Origin of the sequence: Nesterenkonia sandarakina (assembly GCF_014138825.1) — a bacterium.
Lineage (GTDB): Bacteria > Actinomycetota > Actinomycetes > Actinomycetales > Micrococcaceae > Nesterenkonia > Nesterenkonia sandarakina.
The window spans coordinates 783,273-799,225 of record NZ_JACJIH010000001.1; the positions used below are offsets into that span (position 1 = coordinate 783,273).

16 protein-coding genes are annotated in these 15,953 nt (G+C 67.5%); 3 read left to right on the top strand and 13 right to left on the bottom strand.

Annotated elements, in window-relative coordinates; translation table 11 throughout:
* Window positions 1-61 precede the first annotated feature (61 nt).
* The 3 genes from HNR24_RS03520 to HNR24_RS03530 form a co-directional block, all read right to left on the bottom strand.
* On the bottom strand, window positions 62-592 hold the full coding sequence (locus HNR24_RS03520) for a DUF1697 domain-containing protein (RefSeq protein ID WP_182495025.1): 531 nt from the start codon (window positions 590-592) through the stop codon (window positions 62-64).
* 10 nt (window positions 593-602) lie between these two features.
* Window positions 603-1,610, bottom strand: a complete 1,008-nt coding sequence (locus HNR24_RS03525) for a universal stress protein (protein ID WP_182495026.1) — start codon at window positions 1,608-1,610, stop codon at window positions 603-605.
* A 100-nt stretch (window positions 1,611-1,710) separates the two neighbouring features.
* Window positions 1,711-2,754, bottom strand: coding sequence for an NAD(P)-dependent alcohol dehydrogenase (locus tag HNR24_RS03530; protein ID WP_182495027.1), 1,044 nt, complete (start codon window positions 2,752-2,754; stop codon window positions 1,711-1,713).
* A 238-nt stretch (window positions 2,755-2,992) separates the two neighbouring features.
* Here HNR24_RS03530 and HNR24_RS03535 point away from each other — a divergent pair, with 238 nt between their 5' ends.
* Both HNR24_RS03535 and HNR24_RS03540 read left to right on the top strand, forming a co-directional pair.
* A complete protein-coding gene (locus HNR24_RS03535) occupies window positions 2,993-4,060 on the top strand; it encodes a universal stress protein (protein ID WP_220477151.1) in 1,068 nt (355 codons plus the stop codon).
* Window positions 4,050-4,532 (top strand): pyridoxamine 5'-phosphate oxidase family protein, encoded by a 483-nt coding sequence (locus HNR24_RS03540; protein WP_310735380.1) that lies wholly within the window; start codon window positions 4,050-4,052, stop codon window positions 4,530-4,532. Before HNR24_RS03535 ends, HNR24_RS03540 begins: the two co-directional genes overlap by 11 nt.
* Before the next feature lie 22 nt (window positions 4,533-4,554).
* Here HNR24_RS03540 and HNR24_RS03545 read toward each other — a convergent pair whose 3' ends face one another.
* Together HNR24_RS03545 and HNR24_RS03550 are read right to left on the bottom strand one after the other, a co-directional pair.
* On the bottom strand, window positions 4,555-4,812 hold the full coding sequence (locus HNR24_RS03545) for a PLD nuclease N-terminal domain-containing protein (protein ID WP_182495028.1): 258 nt from the start codon (window positions 4,810-4,812) through the stop codon (window positions 4,555-4,557).
* Between the two features lie 77 nt (window positions 4,813-4,889).
* Entirely contained in the window at window positions 4,890-5,330 is a 441-nt protein-coding gene (locus tag HNR24_RS03550) for a BON domain-containing protein (RefSeq protein WP_182495029.1), read from the bottom strand.
* 173 nt (window positions 5,331-5,503) lie between these two features.
* On the opposite strand from HNR24_RS03550, the gene HNR24_RS03555 reads away from it, so the two are divergent.
* Complete coding sequence (locus HNR24_RS03555) at window positions 5,504-5,854, top strand: DUF2200 domain-containing protein (RefSeq protein WP_182495030.1); 351 nt, start codon at window positions 5,504-5,506, stop codon at window positions 5,852-5,854.
* Window positions 5,855-5,926: 72 nt separating this feature from the next.
* On the opposite strand, the gene HNR24_RS03560 is transcribed toward HNR24_RS03555, so the two are convergent.
* From HNR24_RS03560 to HNR24_RS03595, 8 genes are read right to left on the bottom strand one after another with little or no spacing between them, the layout of a single operon-like run.
* Window positions 5,927-7,390, bottom strand: a complete 1,464-nt coding sequence (locus HNR24_RS03560) for an NAD-dependent succinate-semialdehyde dehydrogenase (RefSeq protein WP_182495031.1) — start codon at window positions 7,388-7,390, stop codon at window positions 5,927-5,929.
* Complete coding sequence (locus tag HNR24_RS03565; RefSeq protein WP_182495032.1) at window positions 7,380-9,314, bottom strand: FAD-binding monooxygenase; 1,935 nt, start codon at window positions 9,312-9,314, stop codon at window positions 7,380-7,382. The genes HNR24_RS03560 and HNR24_RS03565 overlap by 11 nt, the downstream gene beginning before the upstream one ends.
* Before the next feature lie 10 nt (window positions 9,315-9,324).
* The gene (locus HNR24_RS03570) at window positions 9,325-10,110 is read right to left on the bottom strand and encodes an HpcH/HpaI aldolase family protein (protein WP_058889246.1); all 786 of its coding nucleotides are present in this window, start codon (window positions 10,108-10,110) and stop codon (window positions 9,325-9,327) included.
* Window positions 10,095-10,880, bottom strand: coding sequence for a 2-oxo-hept-4-ene-1,7-dioate hydratase (hpaH, locus tag HNR24_RS03575; RefSeq protein ID WP_058889247.1), 786 nt, complete (start codon window positions 10,878-10,880; stop codon window positions 10,095-10,097). Before hpaH ends, HNR24_RS03570 begins: the two co-directional genes overlap by 16 nt.
* 31 nt (window positions 10,881-10,911) lie before the next feature.
* The gene (gene hpaD, locus HNR24_RS03580) at window positions 10,912-12,021 is read right to left on the bottom strand and encodes a 3,4-dihydroxyphenylacetate 2,3-dioxygenase (protein ID WP_083504946.1); all 1,110 of its coding nucleotides are present in this window, start codon (window positions 12,019-12,021) and stop codon (window positions 10,912-10,914) included.
* A 53-nt stretch (window positions 12,022-12,074) separates the two neighbouring features.
* A complete protein-coding gene (hpaE, locus tag HNR24_RS03585) occupies window positions 12,075-13,580 on the bottom strand; it encodes a 5-carboxymethyl-2-hydroxymuconate semialdehyde dehydrogenase (protein ID WP_058889249.1) in 1,506 nt (501 codons plus the stop codon).
* Between the two features lie 15 nt (window positions 13,581-13,595).
* Entirely contained in the window at window positions 13,596-14,258 is a 663-nt protein-coding gene (locus HNR24_RS03590; protein WP_232301799.1) for a GntR family transcriptional regulator, read from the bottom strand.
* Complete coding sequence (locus HNR24_RS03595; RefSeq protein ID WP_182495033.1) at window positions 14,255-15,742, bottom strand: fumarylacetoacetate hydrolase family protein; 1,488 nt, start codon at window positions 15,740-15,742, stop codon at window positions 14,255-14,257. The genes HNR24_RS03590 and HNR24_RS03595 overlap by 4 nt, the downstream gene beginning before the upstream one ends.
* Between the last annotated feature and the right edge of the window lie 211 nt (window positions 15,743-15,953).

Sequence of the window (15,953 nt, forward strand, 5' to 3'; positions counted from 1 at the left end):
GAGGCCACCTGGCGGAACGGCGCACGCCGGGATCGAGTCGGCACGGCCGAGACCGGCCGCGTCAGGCACCCGCCAGCTCGATGAGCCGGCGCACCGTGTTGAGGTTCCGCGCGGTCCCGGTCACCCCCAGCGTCCTGGAGATCGCAAGATCCTTCATCTGCGGCGCGCCCGCTCCTTCCGCGTAGCGCAGGTGCATCTCTCGGCCGATCACTTGCCACCGGTCCTCGCCGGTCTCCAGCGCACTCGCGGCCTGCACCGCGTCAGGCGTCGGTGGTGCCTGCAGAAAAGTGATGTAGGAGAACCGGGGGTCGATCACGTCGAAGGGGTGGGCCTGTAGGGCATCGAGCACTTCATCATGGGATCGACTGATCACCTCGCGGAAGAAGCCGAACCGTACCTGCACCGCGGCTTCAAGCGCGCGATCGAAGTCCTCAGGCAGGCCCGGCGGGATGCAGAGCAGGTTCCCGGAGGCGATATAGCTCGAGACCTCGGAGGCGCCCAGCGACTCCGCCAGGGCGCGCCACTGGGCCATCGGCAGCTTCGCCGTGCCACCGACGTTCACGGCCCGGACCAGGATGATCCTGCGAGTCACGGCGGGCAGCTCACCTGGAGGTCGCGGGCTGGTCCTGAAGCCGCTTGTCCTGCAGGTCCGGAACCACCATGACCGGTCCGGCTGCGCGCAGCAGCACACCGCGGGAGACCGAGCCCATCAGCGCTCCGGTGAACCCGCCCCGCCCTCTGGTGCCCACCACGGTGAGCTGGGCCTCTCGGGTCTGCTTGGCCAGCAGGGCCACGGGGTCACCGGGCTTCACCGCCGCGGTGACGTCCAGCGCGGGGAAGTGTGTCTTGACCCAGCGGATCTCCTCTTCCAGGGACTTCTCCAGCTGCGTCTTGCGCCGGTCGGTGACGCCCTCATCCGTCGAGTCCAGCTCGGGGTACCAGTCGAGCCACCCCTCCAGAGACGGCAGCGCGAGCAGCATGTGCAGAGTGACGCTTCGGTTCAACGCCGACTGCGCCGCCTGGAGCACTGCGACCCGACTCGGCGCCGAAAGGTCGATGCCGACGACCACCGGACGCCGGTCACGTCCGGCGGTGAAACGCTCGGCCCCTTCGGACTCGTTCACCTCGTACTGCCGGGTGACCACCACCGTGGGGCAGTGCGCGTGCGCGGGCAGCGCCGTGGAGACCGAACCCAGCACTCGCCCCAGGAAGCCTCCTCGACCCCGGGCACCGACCACCGCCAGCTCCGCCACGGTGGAGAGATCCACCAGCACTCCCGCCGCATCTCCGCGTTCGGTCCGGTAGATCACCTTCCCCGGATAGTGCTGGAGATACTCCCGGGCTTCGAGGAGCACCTTCTTGGCCGCAGCGACTGCGACCTCAGCCTCAGACTTCTCCGGCACCGCGGCCAGGGTGGTGTAGATCCGGGCGGGCACGCTGAACGCACTGACCACCGTGAGCACCCTCCCGCTGCGCTGCGCGGCGAGGGCACCGTAGTGCAGGGCGAGGAAGGACTGTTTGGACCCGTCGAATCCGACCAGCACCCCCAGGTCACGGGTGGCGGGATCGAATGCGACAGGTCGGGGTGCTGTGTACGCGTCGTTGTCCATGACCAACCTCCACCGGGGGTCTGACGACATCGAGGCGAGCGACGGCCCCCATTGTTGGAATTCGTCCGCCTCATTCTTGATCCTATTCCGGTGCCCCAGATCAGGGAACCACCACAGCGCGACCACGCAGGTCGCCGTCGTGAAGCTTGCGGTAGGCCTCGGGGGCCTGATCCAAGGAGAAGCGTTCGATCTCCACAGCCAGCTGACCGGTCCGGGCGAGTTCGAGGACCTCCATGAGTTCGGGCCGGGACCCCCAGTATGGTGCGCGGATCCTGGATCCGAACGGCTGTCCCAGCAGGCCCACGGTGGTCTGCACGGCCCCCGCGCCCACCAGCACCAGATCGGTGCGGGGACCGCTGAGCGAACGCACGATCTGCAGCACCGGTTCGTTGGTGACGAAGTCGAAGACTGCCGCCACCGGCTCGGGGCCCACGGCTTCGGCCACCCGAGCCGCGGCCGTGTCATCGGAGAGAAACGCGTGATGGGCCCCGACCTCCCGCGCGAAGTCAAGCTTGGATGCGCTGATATCCAGGGCGATCACGGTGGCTGAGGTCAGGGTGCGCAGCAGCTGGACTGCGACGTGTCCCAGGCCGCCGACGCCGATCACCACCGCCACGCTGCCGGGGACCAGCAGCTCCAGGGAACCCTCGATCGCGTGGTACGGGGTGAGACCGGCGTCGGTCAGGGACACCGTGGCCGAAGGGTCGAGCCCACCCAGTGGGAGCAGCAGGCGCGGATCCGGGACGATCATGTATTCGGCCATCGCGCCGTCGCGACCCAGGCCAGGCGGGACGATCCCCAGGGCGGCTGCATGGCTGCAGTAGTTCTCCGCTCCCTGGGCGCAGCTATGGCAACGTCCGCAGCCCTGCGGACCATAGACGGCCACGGCGTCACCGATCTCGACGCCCAGGGCCCCCTCGCCGAGTGCGTCGACGACGCCGACCGCCTCATGTCCCAGCGTCATGGGCAGCGGATAGCCGAAGCCGGCGTACTCCTGGTCGCTGAGTCCCATCACGAAGCTGTCGGAATGGCAGGCTCCGGCCGCTGTGACGCGCAGCCGCACCGCACCAGGGCCCGGTTGCGGAGTCGGAACGTCGCGCACTTCCGTCGGCTGCCCGATCGTCACATACTGCAGAGCCTTCATGGTGATCCCTCCAGGTCTTTCGGTTCACTCTCTGGTGCCGTTGCCGACCCGACAAGGGCCGAAAGTCCTTCTGACTGGCGGAGAGAGACCGAATCACCCGCAATCCTGCTCGAGATTGGCTTGACTCATCAGCATTCCCAAGCTGCTCTAAGCTGTTTCCCCACCTGGATCCTGAAGAGTTTTCTCTGCAGGGTCTAAAGACCCTAGATTTCTCGATTAACGGACGTACCGTGAGGCCATGGACTCTTCACCTGCGCACGACGACTCTTCACATGAGCAAGACACCGATCGGGATCCTGGCGTCCTGGTCGGCCTGGACGGCTCGGCCGCCAGTGAACGCGCCTTCCGCGCCGGGCTGAGGATCGCCCAGCAGCGAGGGCTTCCGATGCGCCTGGTCGGCACGTTTCCTCGTCCCGTCGTGACCGACGCCTACTACGTCCCGACGATGGAGGAGTACTTCGAGACCGTGGTGCAGGAGGTGCACAAGATGCTGCGTGGCTATGCCGCGCAAGCGGAGAAATCCGGGGTCACAGTCACCACCCGAGCCGTACAGGGTGACCCGAGCTCGGAGCTCCTGGCGGAGACTCGATCCGCCCAGGTGGTGGTGGTGGGCAAGCGCGGACGCAACCGCTTTGCCGGCCGAGTTCTCGGCAGCGTCTCAGCCAAGCTGGCCGCGCACGCTCACTGCCCCACCCTGGTGGTTCCCGAGAAGTGGCACAACGAGTCTTCCACCGAGCTGCTTGCTCCCGCCCAGGACCTCCCTTCGGAGAAGTCCGGTGCGGCGGAGCCGCTGCGTCAGGTGGAGGAGTCGCACCCGAGGTCCCATGAGCGGCGCCACTTCGCCAATGTGACGCGCGACCTGAACTTTGACTCTGAGATCGTCGTCGGGATCGACGTCGAGACCGAAGCCCAAGAGGTCCTGACCCTGGCGGCACAGGCCGCTTCCTTGTTGCAGAACCCGCTGACGCTGGTCTCTGCGGCCCCGCTGAACCCGCAGGGACACTGGTACCCGAACACCGTGGAGCACAATCTCGAGATCCCCAACCTGCGACGCCCCTACACCGAGCACCTGCAGCAATCAGCAGACCGGGTCTCTGCGGAGTTCCCGGAACTGGCTGTCCGGTGGCAGTTCTTCGACGGCTCCCCGGCCGGGGTGCTCTCGGAGGCCTCGCGGACCGCTGCACTGGTGGTGCTGGGCACGCGAGGCCACGGAGGCTTCTCCGGACTGCTCCTGGGCTCGGTCAGCCAGGCAGTGCTCAATCGCGCAGTGTGCCCGGTCCTCGTCGTCCCGACCCGTGGACGCTGAAGGGGGACCCGCCGTGATCCTGGAACACGCCGACGGCGACCCGATCCTTGTGCTGGATGAGGATCAGATCTGGGCACTGCTGGAACGCGGCCGATTCGGGCGCCTCATCGTCGTCCTGGGCCAGCGAGCAGATGTCTTTCCCATCAACTACGCAACGGCCCCCGACCGCAGCCTGATCTTCCGCACGGCACCGGGGACGAAGCTCGCCAAGCTCGCCATCAACGAGGACGTCCTCTTCGAGGCCGATCAGATCTCGGAGGACACCGCCTGGTCGGTCACGGTGCGCGGGACGGCGCAGTGGCTGCATAGCTCCGCTGAGATCGAGGAGGCCGAGCAGCTACAGCTGCGTCCATGGGTGCCGACCTATAAGGACAACTACGTTCGGGTGATCCCTTCCGAGGTCAGCGGTCGCCACTTCCAGTTCGGACCACATCCGGAACGGGAACTCGGAGAGGGAACCGGTGGTGGCTGATCAGTGGATGATCCCTGGCTGATCAGTCAGTGCGCCGGCCCTTGAGGAAATAGGCGATCGGGCCGATGTAGTTGATCCCGATGATGCCCGCCCAGACACCCTTCTTGCCGTTGACCTGATGCACGGGCCGGCGGGCGAGATCGATCCAGGCCGTCACCGCCAGCGAGATCTGCACCGCAGCGAGCACCATGGCAAGGGCTCGTCGTTCAGGGCTCATCTGTTTCCACTGCTTCTTGGTGTGCTGCTTCTTGCTCAGCCGTTTCTTCGCCCGCTTGCTCATGAAGCACTCCTTCTCACGGTTCCACTCAGGAATTCCTACGCAGGCACACGCGCTCCCCCAGGCTCAAGCTCCACAGATCATGACGGGCGTACCTCGAGACGGTTCTCGATCGCGGTCACACCTGGGGAGATCCACGCGGCGAGACCCGCCTGCCGTTTCTCAGCCAGAGACTCCACATGGCCGGTCAACACGGCGATCCGCCCGGTGATGGTGACGACCACGTGGTCAGCATCGATCTGGGGGTCGCGGAAACAGGCGTTGCGCAGCCGCTCTTCAGCGTTGCGCAATGGGGTCCGGGCGGCGGTGGCAATCAGGTTCTGCACCGATTCCACTCCGGTGGCCCGGCGCGCGGCCAGCTCCGCAGCATCGCGCTGGTAGATCCAGTCGACTTCACCCTGCAGGATCACGCAGCGGTCGTGGACCTGCGCAGTCACAGACCCTTCGGGGAGCTCGGAGATGCGTCTGAGCTCTACCTCTACTGCGCCTGTGAGCAAGGCACTGGTATCAGTCTGTGCCACGGCTGCGGTCTGCATCGGCGACGTCCTCCCAACCTTGGACCGGTGCTGCACGCAATCGCGTGCCCGAAACCACTGTGCTGCGTGGGTCACACAAGGTCGTAGTGCCATTGGTCCCACCGAGCTCAGGAGAGGAACGCTGGGACTGGATGCTTCGGCAGTGAGAAGCTTGGGATATGACCAAGCACCGCATCTACACGATGAGTTTCGCCAGCGTCTACCCGCACTACGTGGCCAAGGCCGAGCGCAAGGGGCATACCCAGGCCGAAGTGGATGAGATCATCTGTTGGCTCACCGGGTACTCTGCGGAGCAGCTGCAGACGGTTCTGGCCGAGGAGGTGGACTTCGAGAGGTTCTTTGCCCAGGCCCCGGCGATGAACCCGAACCGCTCCCTGATCACCGGGGTGATCTGCGGGGTCCGGGTGGAGGAGATCGAGGAGCCGCTGATGCGCGAGATCCGCTACCTGGACAAGCTCATCGACGAGATGGCCCGGGGCAAGAAGATGGAAAAGGTGCTGCGCGGCTGAGTTTTTGGCTGATTCCCTCGCAGAGCCCTTGGTCAGCCCTCCGCGGTGAAGCCCCCGGTGAGCCTGCCCGGATCAGGACCAGTCCACGCTCAGGTACTGCACCTCGGTGAACTCCTCCATGCCGAATCTGCCACCCTCACGCCCGATCCCGGCCTGTTTGACCCCGCCGAACGGAGCGCTGGGGTCCGAGACGATTCCGCGATTGACCCCGACCATCCCGACCTCCAGCCGCTCGGCGATCTTCATCGCGGCCTGCAGCCTCCCGGCGTAGACATAGCCGGCAAGCCCGACCTCTGCGGCGTTGGCGAGTTCGATCACGGCATCCAGATCGGTCCACGCCACCACGGGTGCCACGGGTCCGAAGATCTCCTCGCGGAGGATCTCCGCGTCTGTGGGCACCCCGGTGAGCAGCGTCGGGGCGATAAACGCCCGGTTCAGGTCCTGGGGCAGGTGTGCCTCGGCGGCGATCACCGCACCCTGTTCCCGGGCACCACGGATCAGTTCCCGGATCTGCTCGGCCGCCTGCTCGGTGATCACCGGACCGATCTCGGCGCCGTCGGCAGGGTCGCCCACACGCAGCGCGGCGATCCGGGCGCCGAACTTCTCGGTGAACTCCCCCAGCACCTCCTGGTGCACGTAGAAGCGGTTCGCCGCAGTGCACGCCTGACCACCGTTGCGGAACTTCGCGAGCATCGCCCCGTCCACTGCGGCGTCGACGTCAGCGTCGGCGGTCACGATGAACGGCGCGTTCCCGCCCAGCTCCATGGAGGTGTTCACCACCCGCTCGGCGCATTGGGCCAGCAGCCGCCGCCCGACGCCGGTGGAGCCGGTGAAGGAGAGCTTGCGCACCCGGTCATCGGCGAGCCAGGCGGTGACCACCCGGCTGGCGGAGCTCGACGCCGCCACCTGCACCACGCCTTCCGGCACGCCGGCCTCGGTGAGGATCTCGGCGATCGCGAAAGCGGTCAGCGGGGTCTCACTGGCGGGCTTGAGCAGCACCGAGCAGCCGGACGCCAGGGCGGGGCCGATCTTGCGAGTCGCCATTGCGGCCGGGAAGTTCCATGGGGTGATCAGCACCGCGACCCCCACCGGGTGCCGGGTCACCACGTTCCGGACTCCCCCGGCCGGCGCCTCGGTGTACTCACCAGGGGTGCGCACGGCCTCCTCGGCGTACCAGCGGAAGAACTCCGCGGCGTAGCTGACCTCGGCGGCGGCGTCGGCCTTCGACTTTCCGTTCTCGGCGACGATCAGGTCGCGCAGCCGCTCCGCCTGCTCCTGCATCCCCCGATACGCGGCCATGAGCACCTCGGAACGGTGCCGCGGCGCGGTGGCGCGCCAGGTCCGGAACCCCGCCTGAGCGGCGTCGACCATGGCGGCGGCCTCTTGGGCAGAGTGGTCACGGACCCGGTCCAGCACGGCTCCGGTGGCAGGATTGCGCACCGCCAGGTGAGGGTGCTCCGGCTGCTCCGCGGTGTGCTCCGGCGGGTGGACGGCCGGACTGTCAGTGGCGGACTGGGCGGTGTTCTCAGGGTGCATCGGTGGCCTCCAGGAAGATTCCGGCGAAGAAGTCTGCCAGCGCCGAGGTATCGGTCAGCGGCAGCACATGGGCGACGTATTGATCCGGGCGCACGACGACGACGCAGCCCTCCCGGCTGATCCCGCGTTCGTCGAAGATGTCGTGTTCCGGGTTGACCCCGAAGATCCGGTCCCTGGCGGTGAGCCCGAAGGGACCCACCGTGGGCCGGAAGGCCCGCGGGGCGTCGGTGACGTCGAACTTCTCATGTGCCTGCTGGTAGATGACCTTGATGTCGAAGAGCGTGTCCTCGTCCTGAGCCTGCGGGGTGTGGCGCCGCACCGGGGAGGCTGGGTCGGTGTGCAGCCAGTGCGCCCAGTGCGCCAGCGCCGAAGGTTCAGCCGTGTGCGGTGCTCCGGGCGCCGGGGCGTCGGCGAAGGCGTAGATCCGCCACCGCCCGTCGGCGGTCGCCAGGTGCCCCAGCTGCAGCGGGTTGCCGTCGCTGACCCGGTTCACCAGAGCCGACTTGAATCGTTTGCCCACCGGGTACCCGGTGGCGAGCTCCTGGTGGGTGGCCTCACCGGTGATCATCGAAGGGGTGTACTCGGTCATGAACCCGGCCGGGAACTCGATGGTCTTGACGTAGAAGTCCTCCAGCGAGGAGGGATCCTCCATCTCCTCGGGCTTCTGCGCCATCAGGGTGGACCACTGCTTGTCGAAGTCGATGAGGTTCTGCGCGATGACCTGACGCTCCGCGGAGTAGGTGCTCAGCAAGGTGGCGGGGCTGCGACCGGTGAGCACCTGACCCAGCTTCCACCCCAGGTTGAAGCCATCCTGCATGGACACGTTCATACCCTGGCCGGCCTTCGCGCTGTGCGTGTGACAGGCGTCCCCGGCGATGAAGACCCGGGGGTCGCGCTGAGAAGTGAGCTCGGCGGGCACGTCGTCGAACCTGTCCGTCACCCGGTGTCCGACCTCGTAGACGCTGTGCCAAGCCACGTGCTTCACCTCCACCGTGTAGGGGTGCATGATCCGGTTGGCGTTCTCGACGATCTCCTCCACGCTGGTCTTGCGGACCTGGGCGCCCTCCCCCGGCTGAACCTCCCCGAGGTCCACATACATCCGGAACAGGTGCCCGCCCTCGCGCGGGATCAGCAGGATGCTGCCGCCGGAGCGGGACTGGATGGCACACTTGCGCCGGATGTCCGGGAAGTCGGTGACGGCCAGGACATCCATCACGCCCCAGGCGTGATTCGCCCGGTCCCCCTGAAGGGTACGACCGATCGCGGCGCGGACTCCGCTGCGGGCCCCGTCGGCACCGAGCACGTACTTCGCCCAGACGGTGCGCTCGGCACCTGGCCCCGCCGTGGAGCCGGCACCGGCACCAGCAGTGCGGCGCAGGGTCACCTCGACCGGGTGCTCCCCGGACTCGTGCACGGTCAGTCCCAGGAACTCCCAGCCGAAGTCGGGGGACATCCGGGAGGGCGAGTTCGCCATGGATTCCCCGAAGTAGTCCAGGACCCGCGCCTGGTTGACGATCAGGTGTGGGAACTCACTGATCCCATGCGGGTCATCGGCGGGGCGCGCGGTGCGCACGATGTTCTGCGGTGCCTCCGGGTCGGGCTTCCAGAACGCCATCTCGGTGATGTGGTACGCCTCATTGGAGATCTCATCGGCGAAGCCGAAAGCCTGGAAGGTCTCCACGCTGCGGGCCTGGATGCCGTCGGCCTGCCCGACCTCGAGCCGACCCGGCCGCTTCTCGATGATCCGGGTATGGACCTGCGGGAACTGCGCCAGCTGCGCGGCGGCGATCATCCCGGCCGGGCCGGTTCCCACGATGAGCACGTCCATGTGCTCCGGAAGCTCCTGCGGCCGGTCGAGTCCGACCCCGGCGGGCGCCTGGACCCGGGGGTTCTGTGAGACGTAGCCATGATGGTGAAACTGCATGAATGACTCCTCAGTCTGCGGTGCGTGGGATGAAGTCCGCGGCGAGCTGCTCCGAGCCGCGCGCCACCAGCGAGACGTCGGCGCCCACGAGCACCCAGGCGGCTCCGGCCTCGAGGTAGTCCCGGGCGGCCGCCGGGTCGAAGGCGTTGACTCCAGCGGTCTTGCCGGCGCGCTTCGCGGCGGCGAAGGTGGTCTTCACGGCCTCGATCACCCGGGGGTGGGTCTGGCGACCCAGCAGCCCCATAGAGGCGGCGAGATCGCTGGGACCTGCGAAGATCCCCGCGACCCCGGACACCGCCGCGATGGCCTCGGCGTTCTCGACGCCCTCAGCGGTCTCGATCTGGAGGTAGACGCTCACCTGGGAGGCGGCGTCCTGAAGATAGTTCTGCACCCGGTTCCACCGACCCGAGCGAGCCAGCGCGTTGCCGATTCCGCGCTGCCCGGCCGGGGGGTAGGCAGCGGCGGCGGCGACCGCGCGAGCCTGCTCGGGGGTGGAGATCATCGGGACCAGCAAGTTCTGAACCCCGAGGTCCAGCACCTGCTTGATGGTGACCGGGTCCCCCGATGAGACTCTCACCAGCGGGGTGACGGGGTACCCGCTGAGCGCGTGGAGCTGGGCGAGCACGGACTCCAGCCCGTTGGGGGCGTGCTCCATATCGATGAGCACCAGGTCCAGTCCGGAGCCGGCCATGATCTCGGCCATCACCGGGGAGCCGGAGCAGACCCATCCCCCGATCAGCGGGCGGTCAGCGGCGTCGAGCACCCGGTCCAGGGTGGGGTTCAGTTGAAGCGGCATGTCAGGGTTCCTAGTTCTCCGTAGTCGCAGGTCACGGTGTCCCCGCGTTCCACCCACATCGGTCGGGTGAAGGATCCGGCGAGGATCAGCTCCCCGGCCTGCAGGCTGTCTCCATGGGAGGCGAGCTTGTTCGTCAGCCAGACCACGCCCATGGCGGGATGGTTCAGCACGGCGGCGGCCACGCCGGACTCCTCGATGGTCTCGTTGCGGTAGAGCAGCGCGGAGACCCAGCGCAGGTCCACCGCGCCGGGGGCCACCGGGTTGCCGCCGTAGACCATCCCGCCCATGGCGGCGTTGTCGCTGATCGTGTCCACGATGGTCCGCCCGGTCATCTCGATCCGACTGGAGAGGATCTCCAGGGCGGGCACCACGTAGTCGGTGGCGTCGAGCACGTCGAACACCGTGATACCGGGACCCTTCAGCGGCTTGCCTAGCTTGAAGGCGAGCTCCACCTCGATCCGGACGTTGGAGAACCGGTCATGGTCGATCACCGAGCCGTTCTCGAAGACCATGTCGTCGAAGATCGCCCCGTAGTCGGGTTCGGTGATCCCGGTGGCCACCTGCATCACCTTGGAGGTGAGTCCGATCTTGCGGCCCACCAGCCGGCGCCCGGAGGCGACGGCGCGGCGTCTCCATTCGTTCTGCACCGCATAGGAGTCCTCAATGGTCATCTCCGGGTACCGGGTGGTCAGCAGCGGGATCATGCTCCGCTGCGCCTCGGCGGCGGCGAGCTCATCGGCAATGGTGGTGATCTCATCTGGTGTCAGCATCGTCATCTCCTGGTCTCTGGTCTCAGCAGCCTCAGAGCTGGTGGCCCAGCTTGTACTCGCCCTGTTTCCAGGAGGGCATGGAGTCCTCGTCGTCCTTGCGGGTGTAGGAGAAGCCGTCGGCGCCGATGGTCACGTCCATCTCGGAGCTTTCGGTGCGCTCCACCGCGGGCACCGGGCGCCCGTGCAGGTCCAGCACCGTGGAGGCTTCGGTGTACCAGGACGGGACCACCGGGTTGCCCCACCAGTCGCGGCGCTGGTTGTCGTGCACGTCCCAGGTCACCACGGGGTTGTCCGGGTCTCCGGTGTAGTAGTCCTGGGTGTAGATCTCGATCCGGTGCCCGTCGGGATCACGGATGTAGAGGTAGAAGGCGTTGGAGACGCCGTGGCGGCCGGGGCCGCGCTCGATGTGATCGGAGAGCCGCAGCGCGCCGAGCTTGTCGCAGATCGCGAGCACGTTGTGCTTCTCATGGGTGGCGAAGGCCACGTGATGCATCCGGGGGCCGGCTCCTCCGGTCATCGCGGTGTCATGCACGGTGGGCTTGCGGCGCATCCAGGCCGCGTAGGTGGTGCCGTGCTCATCCTGGATGTCCTCGGTGACCCGGAAACCGAGATCCTCCATATAGGCCACGGCCTTGGGCACATCCGGGGTTACCTGGTTGAAGTGATCCAGCCGGACCAGCGCGCCGGGGGTGTAGAGGTCATAGCGCCAGGCGAGGCGTTCAACATGCTCCACGTCGTGGAAGAACTCGTAGGGGAAGCCCAGCGGGTCCTGGACCCGCACCGAGTCTCCGATCCCGCGGGTGAAGCCTTCCCTGTTGCGGATGACCTCGCAGCCGAGCTCGCGGTAGAACGCCTCGGCCTTGTCCAGGTCCTCAGGGCTGCGCACCCGGTAGGAGAAGGCGGCGACGGCGGCGGTCTCGCCTCGGCGCAGCACCAGGTTGTGGTGGATGAACTCCTCCATGGAGCGCAGGTAGATCGCGTCCTCATCCTCGGCGGTGACCGTGAGGTCCAGGACATCGACGTAGAAGTCGCGGGAGCGCTGCAGATCGGTGACGATCAGCTCCATATAGGCGCAGCGCAGGATGTCCGGCGCCGGGGAGGAGGGAGTGGGGATCCGGTCCTGGGTGGGGTTCTCTGTCATCTGAAGCGTCCTTGCTCGATGGTGAAAGGTGGGGGGTATCAGGTGCGGGCGGCTCAGTCGGCTTTGCCGAAGACCGGGTTGTGCACCTCGCCGAGGTTGATGTGCACCGCCTGCTGGTCGGTGTAGAAGTCCAGCGACCGGTAGCCGCCCTCGTGGCCCAGACCGGAGGCTTTGACCCCGCCGAAGGGGGTGCGCAGGTCCCGGACGTTGTTCGAGTTCAGCCAGACCATCCCGGCCTGGACGGACTGGGCGAAGTTATGCGATCGCTTGAGATCGTTGGTCCAGATATAGGCGGCCAGCCCGTACTTGGTGTTGTTCGCCAGCTCGAGCGCCTCAGCCTCGGAGTCGAAGGGGGTGATCGCGACCACCGGGCCGAAGATCTCCTCTTGGAAGATCCGCGCCTCGGGTGCCACATCGGCGAAGACCGTAGGGGCGACGAAGTTTCCGGTGGGGAAGCCTTCTGGGCGTCCGCCGCCGGCGAGGAGCCGGGCCTCCTGCTTGCCGATCTCGATATAACTCATCACCTTCTCGAAGTGCTCCGGGTGCACCAGCGCGCCGACCTCGGTCGCTGGCTCGTGCGGCAGCCCCACCTTGACCCGCGCGGCCTGGGCCGCGTAGCGCTCGATGAACTCGGCATAGATGCTGCGCTCCACCAGGATCCGACTGCCAGCGGTGCAGCGCTCGCCGTTGAGCGAGAACACCCCGAAGATGGTCGCGTTGATCGCCGCTTCGAGGTCCGCGTCGGCGAAGACGACGGCGGGAGACTTCCCTCCGAGCTCCATGGAGAGGCCCTTCAGGGCCGGTGCCGCGTTGGCGAAGATGGTCTGTCCGGTGCTGGATTCTCCGGTGAAGGAGATCAGCGGTACATCGGGGTGCTTCACCAGGGCGTCCCCGGCCTGTTCCCCGAGCCCGTTGACCAGGTTGAACACGCCCCGTGGCAGTCCGGCCTCCTCGAAGATCCCGGACCAGAGGCTGGCTGAGAGCGGGGTGAACTCGGCGGGCTTGAGCACCACGGAGTTCCCTGCGGCCAGAGCGGGGGCCAGCTTCCAGCTCTCAAGCATGAACGGAGTGTTCCAGGGCGTGATCAGCCCGGCCACGCCGATGGGCTTGCGGCTGACGTAGTTGATCTGCCGTCCCGGCACCTTATAGACGTCGTCGGCCTGGGCGACGATCAGGTCCGCGAAGAAGCGGAAGTTTTCTGCGGCGCGTCGGGCCTGCCCGAGTGCTTGGGTGATGGGCAGGCCGGAGTCGAAGGATTCGAGTTCGGCGAGCCGCTCCCCGCGAGCCTCGACGAGGTCCGCGATCCGGTGCAGCACCCGAGAGCGTTCCCGCGGCAGGGTCTCCCGCCAGGGGCCGGTCTCGAAGGCATGGGTTGCTGCGGCGACGGCGAGGTCGACGTCGGCCTTGGTGCCGGCGGCGGCCCGGAGGTAGGCCTCGTTGGTCACCGGGTTGAGCACCTCGAAGCTGCCGCCCTCGGCGGAGTCGACGTGCTCGCCGTCGATGTAGTGCTGGATCCGCTCCGGCAGGTCAGCCGGAACGGGGCTCTGGTAGTCGTTCATCTCTGGGGGGTCTCCTTAGGAAGAATTGCGCTGCTGGCGGTAGGCCTCGACGGTGCGCCATTTGTGCTGGCGCACGGCCATCTCGATCTCCAGCGGCTCGGCGTTCTCGCGGATGAGTCTCAGGATCTCGTCGTGTTCTTGGACCGAGCGTGGCGCCCGGCCCGGAACGAAGGCGAAGGTGGAGCTGCGCAGCCCGGACATCCGGTTCCAGCCGCGGTCGGCGAGTTCGGAGATGTGCGGGTTGGGGCAGCGCTGGAAGAGTGCCCGGTGGAACTTCTCGTTGAGCGAGGTGAAGGCCACCGGGTCGAAGTCTTCCAACATGGCGCGCATGGAATCGTTGATCGCCTGGGCCCGGGCAAGGTCCGCGTCGTCCATCCAGGGCAGCGCCAGCGCGGTCGCGGCGCCTTCGAGGACACCGAGGGTCTGCATGGTGTCGATGTACTCGTCCTGGTTCACCATGGCCACCCGGGCGCCGACGTTGCGCTCGAACTCGACCAGCCCCTCCGCCTCCAGGCGGCGCACCGCCTCCCGAACCGGGACCACGCTGATGCCCAGCTCCTTGGCGATGGACCCGAGCACCAGCCGGTAGCCCGGGTTGAACTCGCGACCGATGATCCGCTCCCGGATCCAGCTGTAGGTCAGCTCCGACTTGCTGATCCGCTCATCGATGCGGATCACGGACCCTGCCCCTCGATCACAGGGGCCTCCGCGCCGGCGCGGCCCTGCTCAGCCTGGTAGCGGCTGCGCCACGTGGAGTTCATCGGGAACAGCCCGTCCACAGGGTGCCCGGCCTTGACCTGCTCTGCGATCCAGGCGTCCTCAGCCTCCTTGACCAGGGCCGCCTCGGCCACCTCCGCCGCGAGCGAGGGTGGGAGCACGATCGCCCCGTCGTCGTCGCCGACGATGATGTCGCCGGGCTGGACGGTGGCTCCCCCGCAGGCCACGGTGAGATCGAAGTCCCAGGGCACGTGCTTGCGTCCGAGCACAGCCGGGTGCGGGCCCTGGCTGAAGACCGGCAGCCCGATCTCCGCGACGGTGGCATAGTCGCGGACTCCGCCGTCGGTGACGACGCCGGCGGCACCACGCAGCTGGGCGCGCAGCGCGAGGATGTCTCCCAGCGTGCCCGATCCGCGCTCACCGCGGGCCTCGATCACGATGACCTCTCCGGGATGCACCGAGTCGAACACCTGCTTCTGGGCATTGAAGCCCCCGCCGTGGGAGGCGAAGAGGTCCTCGCGGTGCGGCACGAAGCGCAGCGTGCGGGCGGTGCCGATCAGCTTCTGCCCGGGTCGGGTGGGCCGCACGCCGTCGATGGTGACGTTGTGGTAGCCACGCTTGCGCATCTCTTGGGAGAGTGCGGCGACCGGCACCTGTTCCAGCGCGTCATAGAGGTCGGGGTCGACCCCGGGGGCGGGCTTCGGGGGCAGTCCGGCGGCCCGGCGGGATCCCCAGGCCTCCTCGCGCTGGGTGTCATCCACGCTGGGCAGTGCACCCAGCGCCGGGTCGAAGGGCTCGGTGCCCTCGGTCACCGGGCTGATCAGGCGTCCGCTGCTGAGCCCCCCGGCGGCGTCGACCTCCACCGCGATGGTGTCCCCTGGTTCCGCCACGGAGGCCCCGGCCGGGGTGCCAGTGAGGATCACGTCACCAGGATGCAGGGTCAGGTGCTGGGAGAGATCAGCGATGAGCTGGGTGAGGGGGAAGATCATGGAGCCGGTGGCGCCGTCCTGGACCAGGTGGCCGTTCTTCCAGGTGCGCACGCGCAGCTTCAGCGGGTTCACCTCGGCGGCGGGAATCAGCTCCGGCCCCAGAGTGGTGTACCCGTCGCGGCCCTTATTGCGCAGGTTGGAGCCTTTATCGGCCGAGCGCAGGTCGTAGAGCCCCCAGTCGTTGGCCGCGGTGACCGCGTGGACGTGGGACCAGGCATCCTCGGGACTGATCTGGCGCGCCTGGCGACCGATGATCAGCGCGATCTCGCCTTCGAAGGCGAGCAGCTCGGTTCCTCCGGGGCGCTGCACCGGGTCCCCCGAGGCACCCAGCGAGCTGGCGGGCTTGAGGAAGTAGGACGGGGTGGCGGGGCGTCGTCCGCGCTCGGCCGCGCGGGACTCGTAGCTGATGTGGACCGCGATGATCTTGCCGGGCGTGCCCAGGTCTTGCGCGCTCATATGCTCTCCTCGACGAGACGACCCGGAGCACCACCCCGGATGATATTCCAGATCGTATACGGTCTGTGATGTGGGGCACAACCCTCGGCATCGGAATCTGCTGCGCCGGTCATCGAGTGTGCAATCTGTGCAGGTTCTGCGGCCGTCTGGCCTGGATTCGGCGGTCGAATTGCACACTCGATGCGCGAGCTGCCGCCGCCAGCGTCTGAAC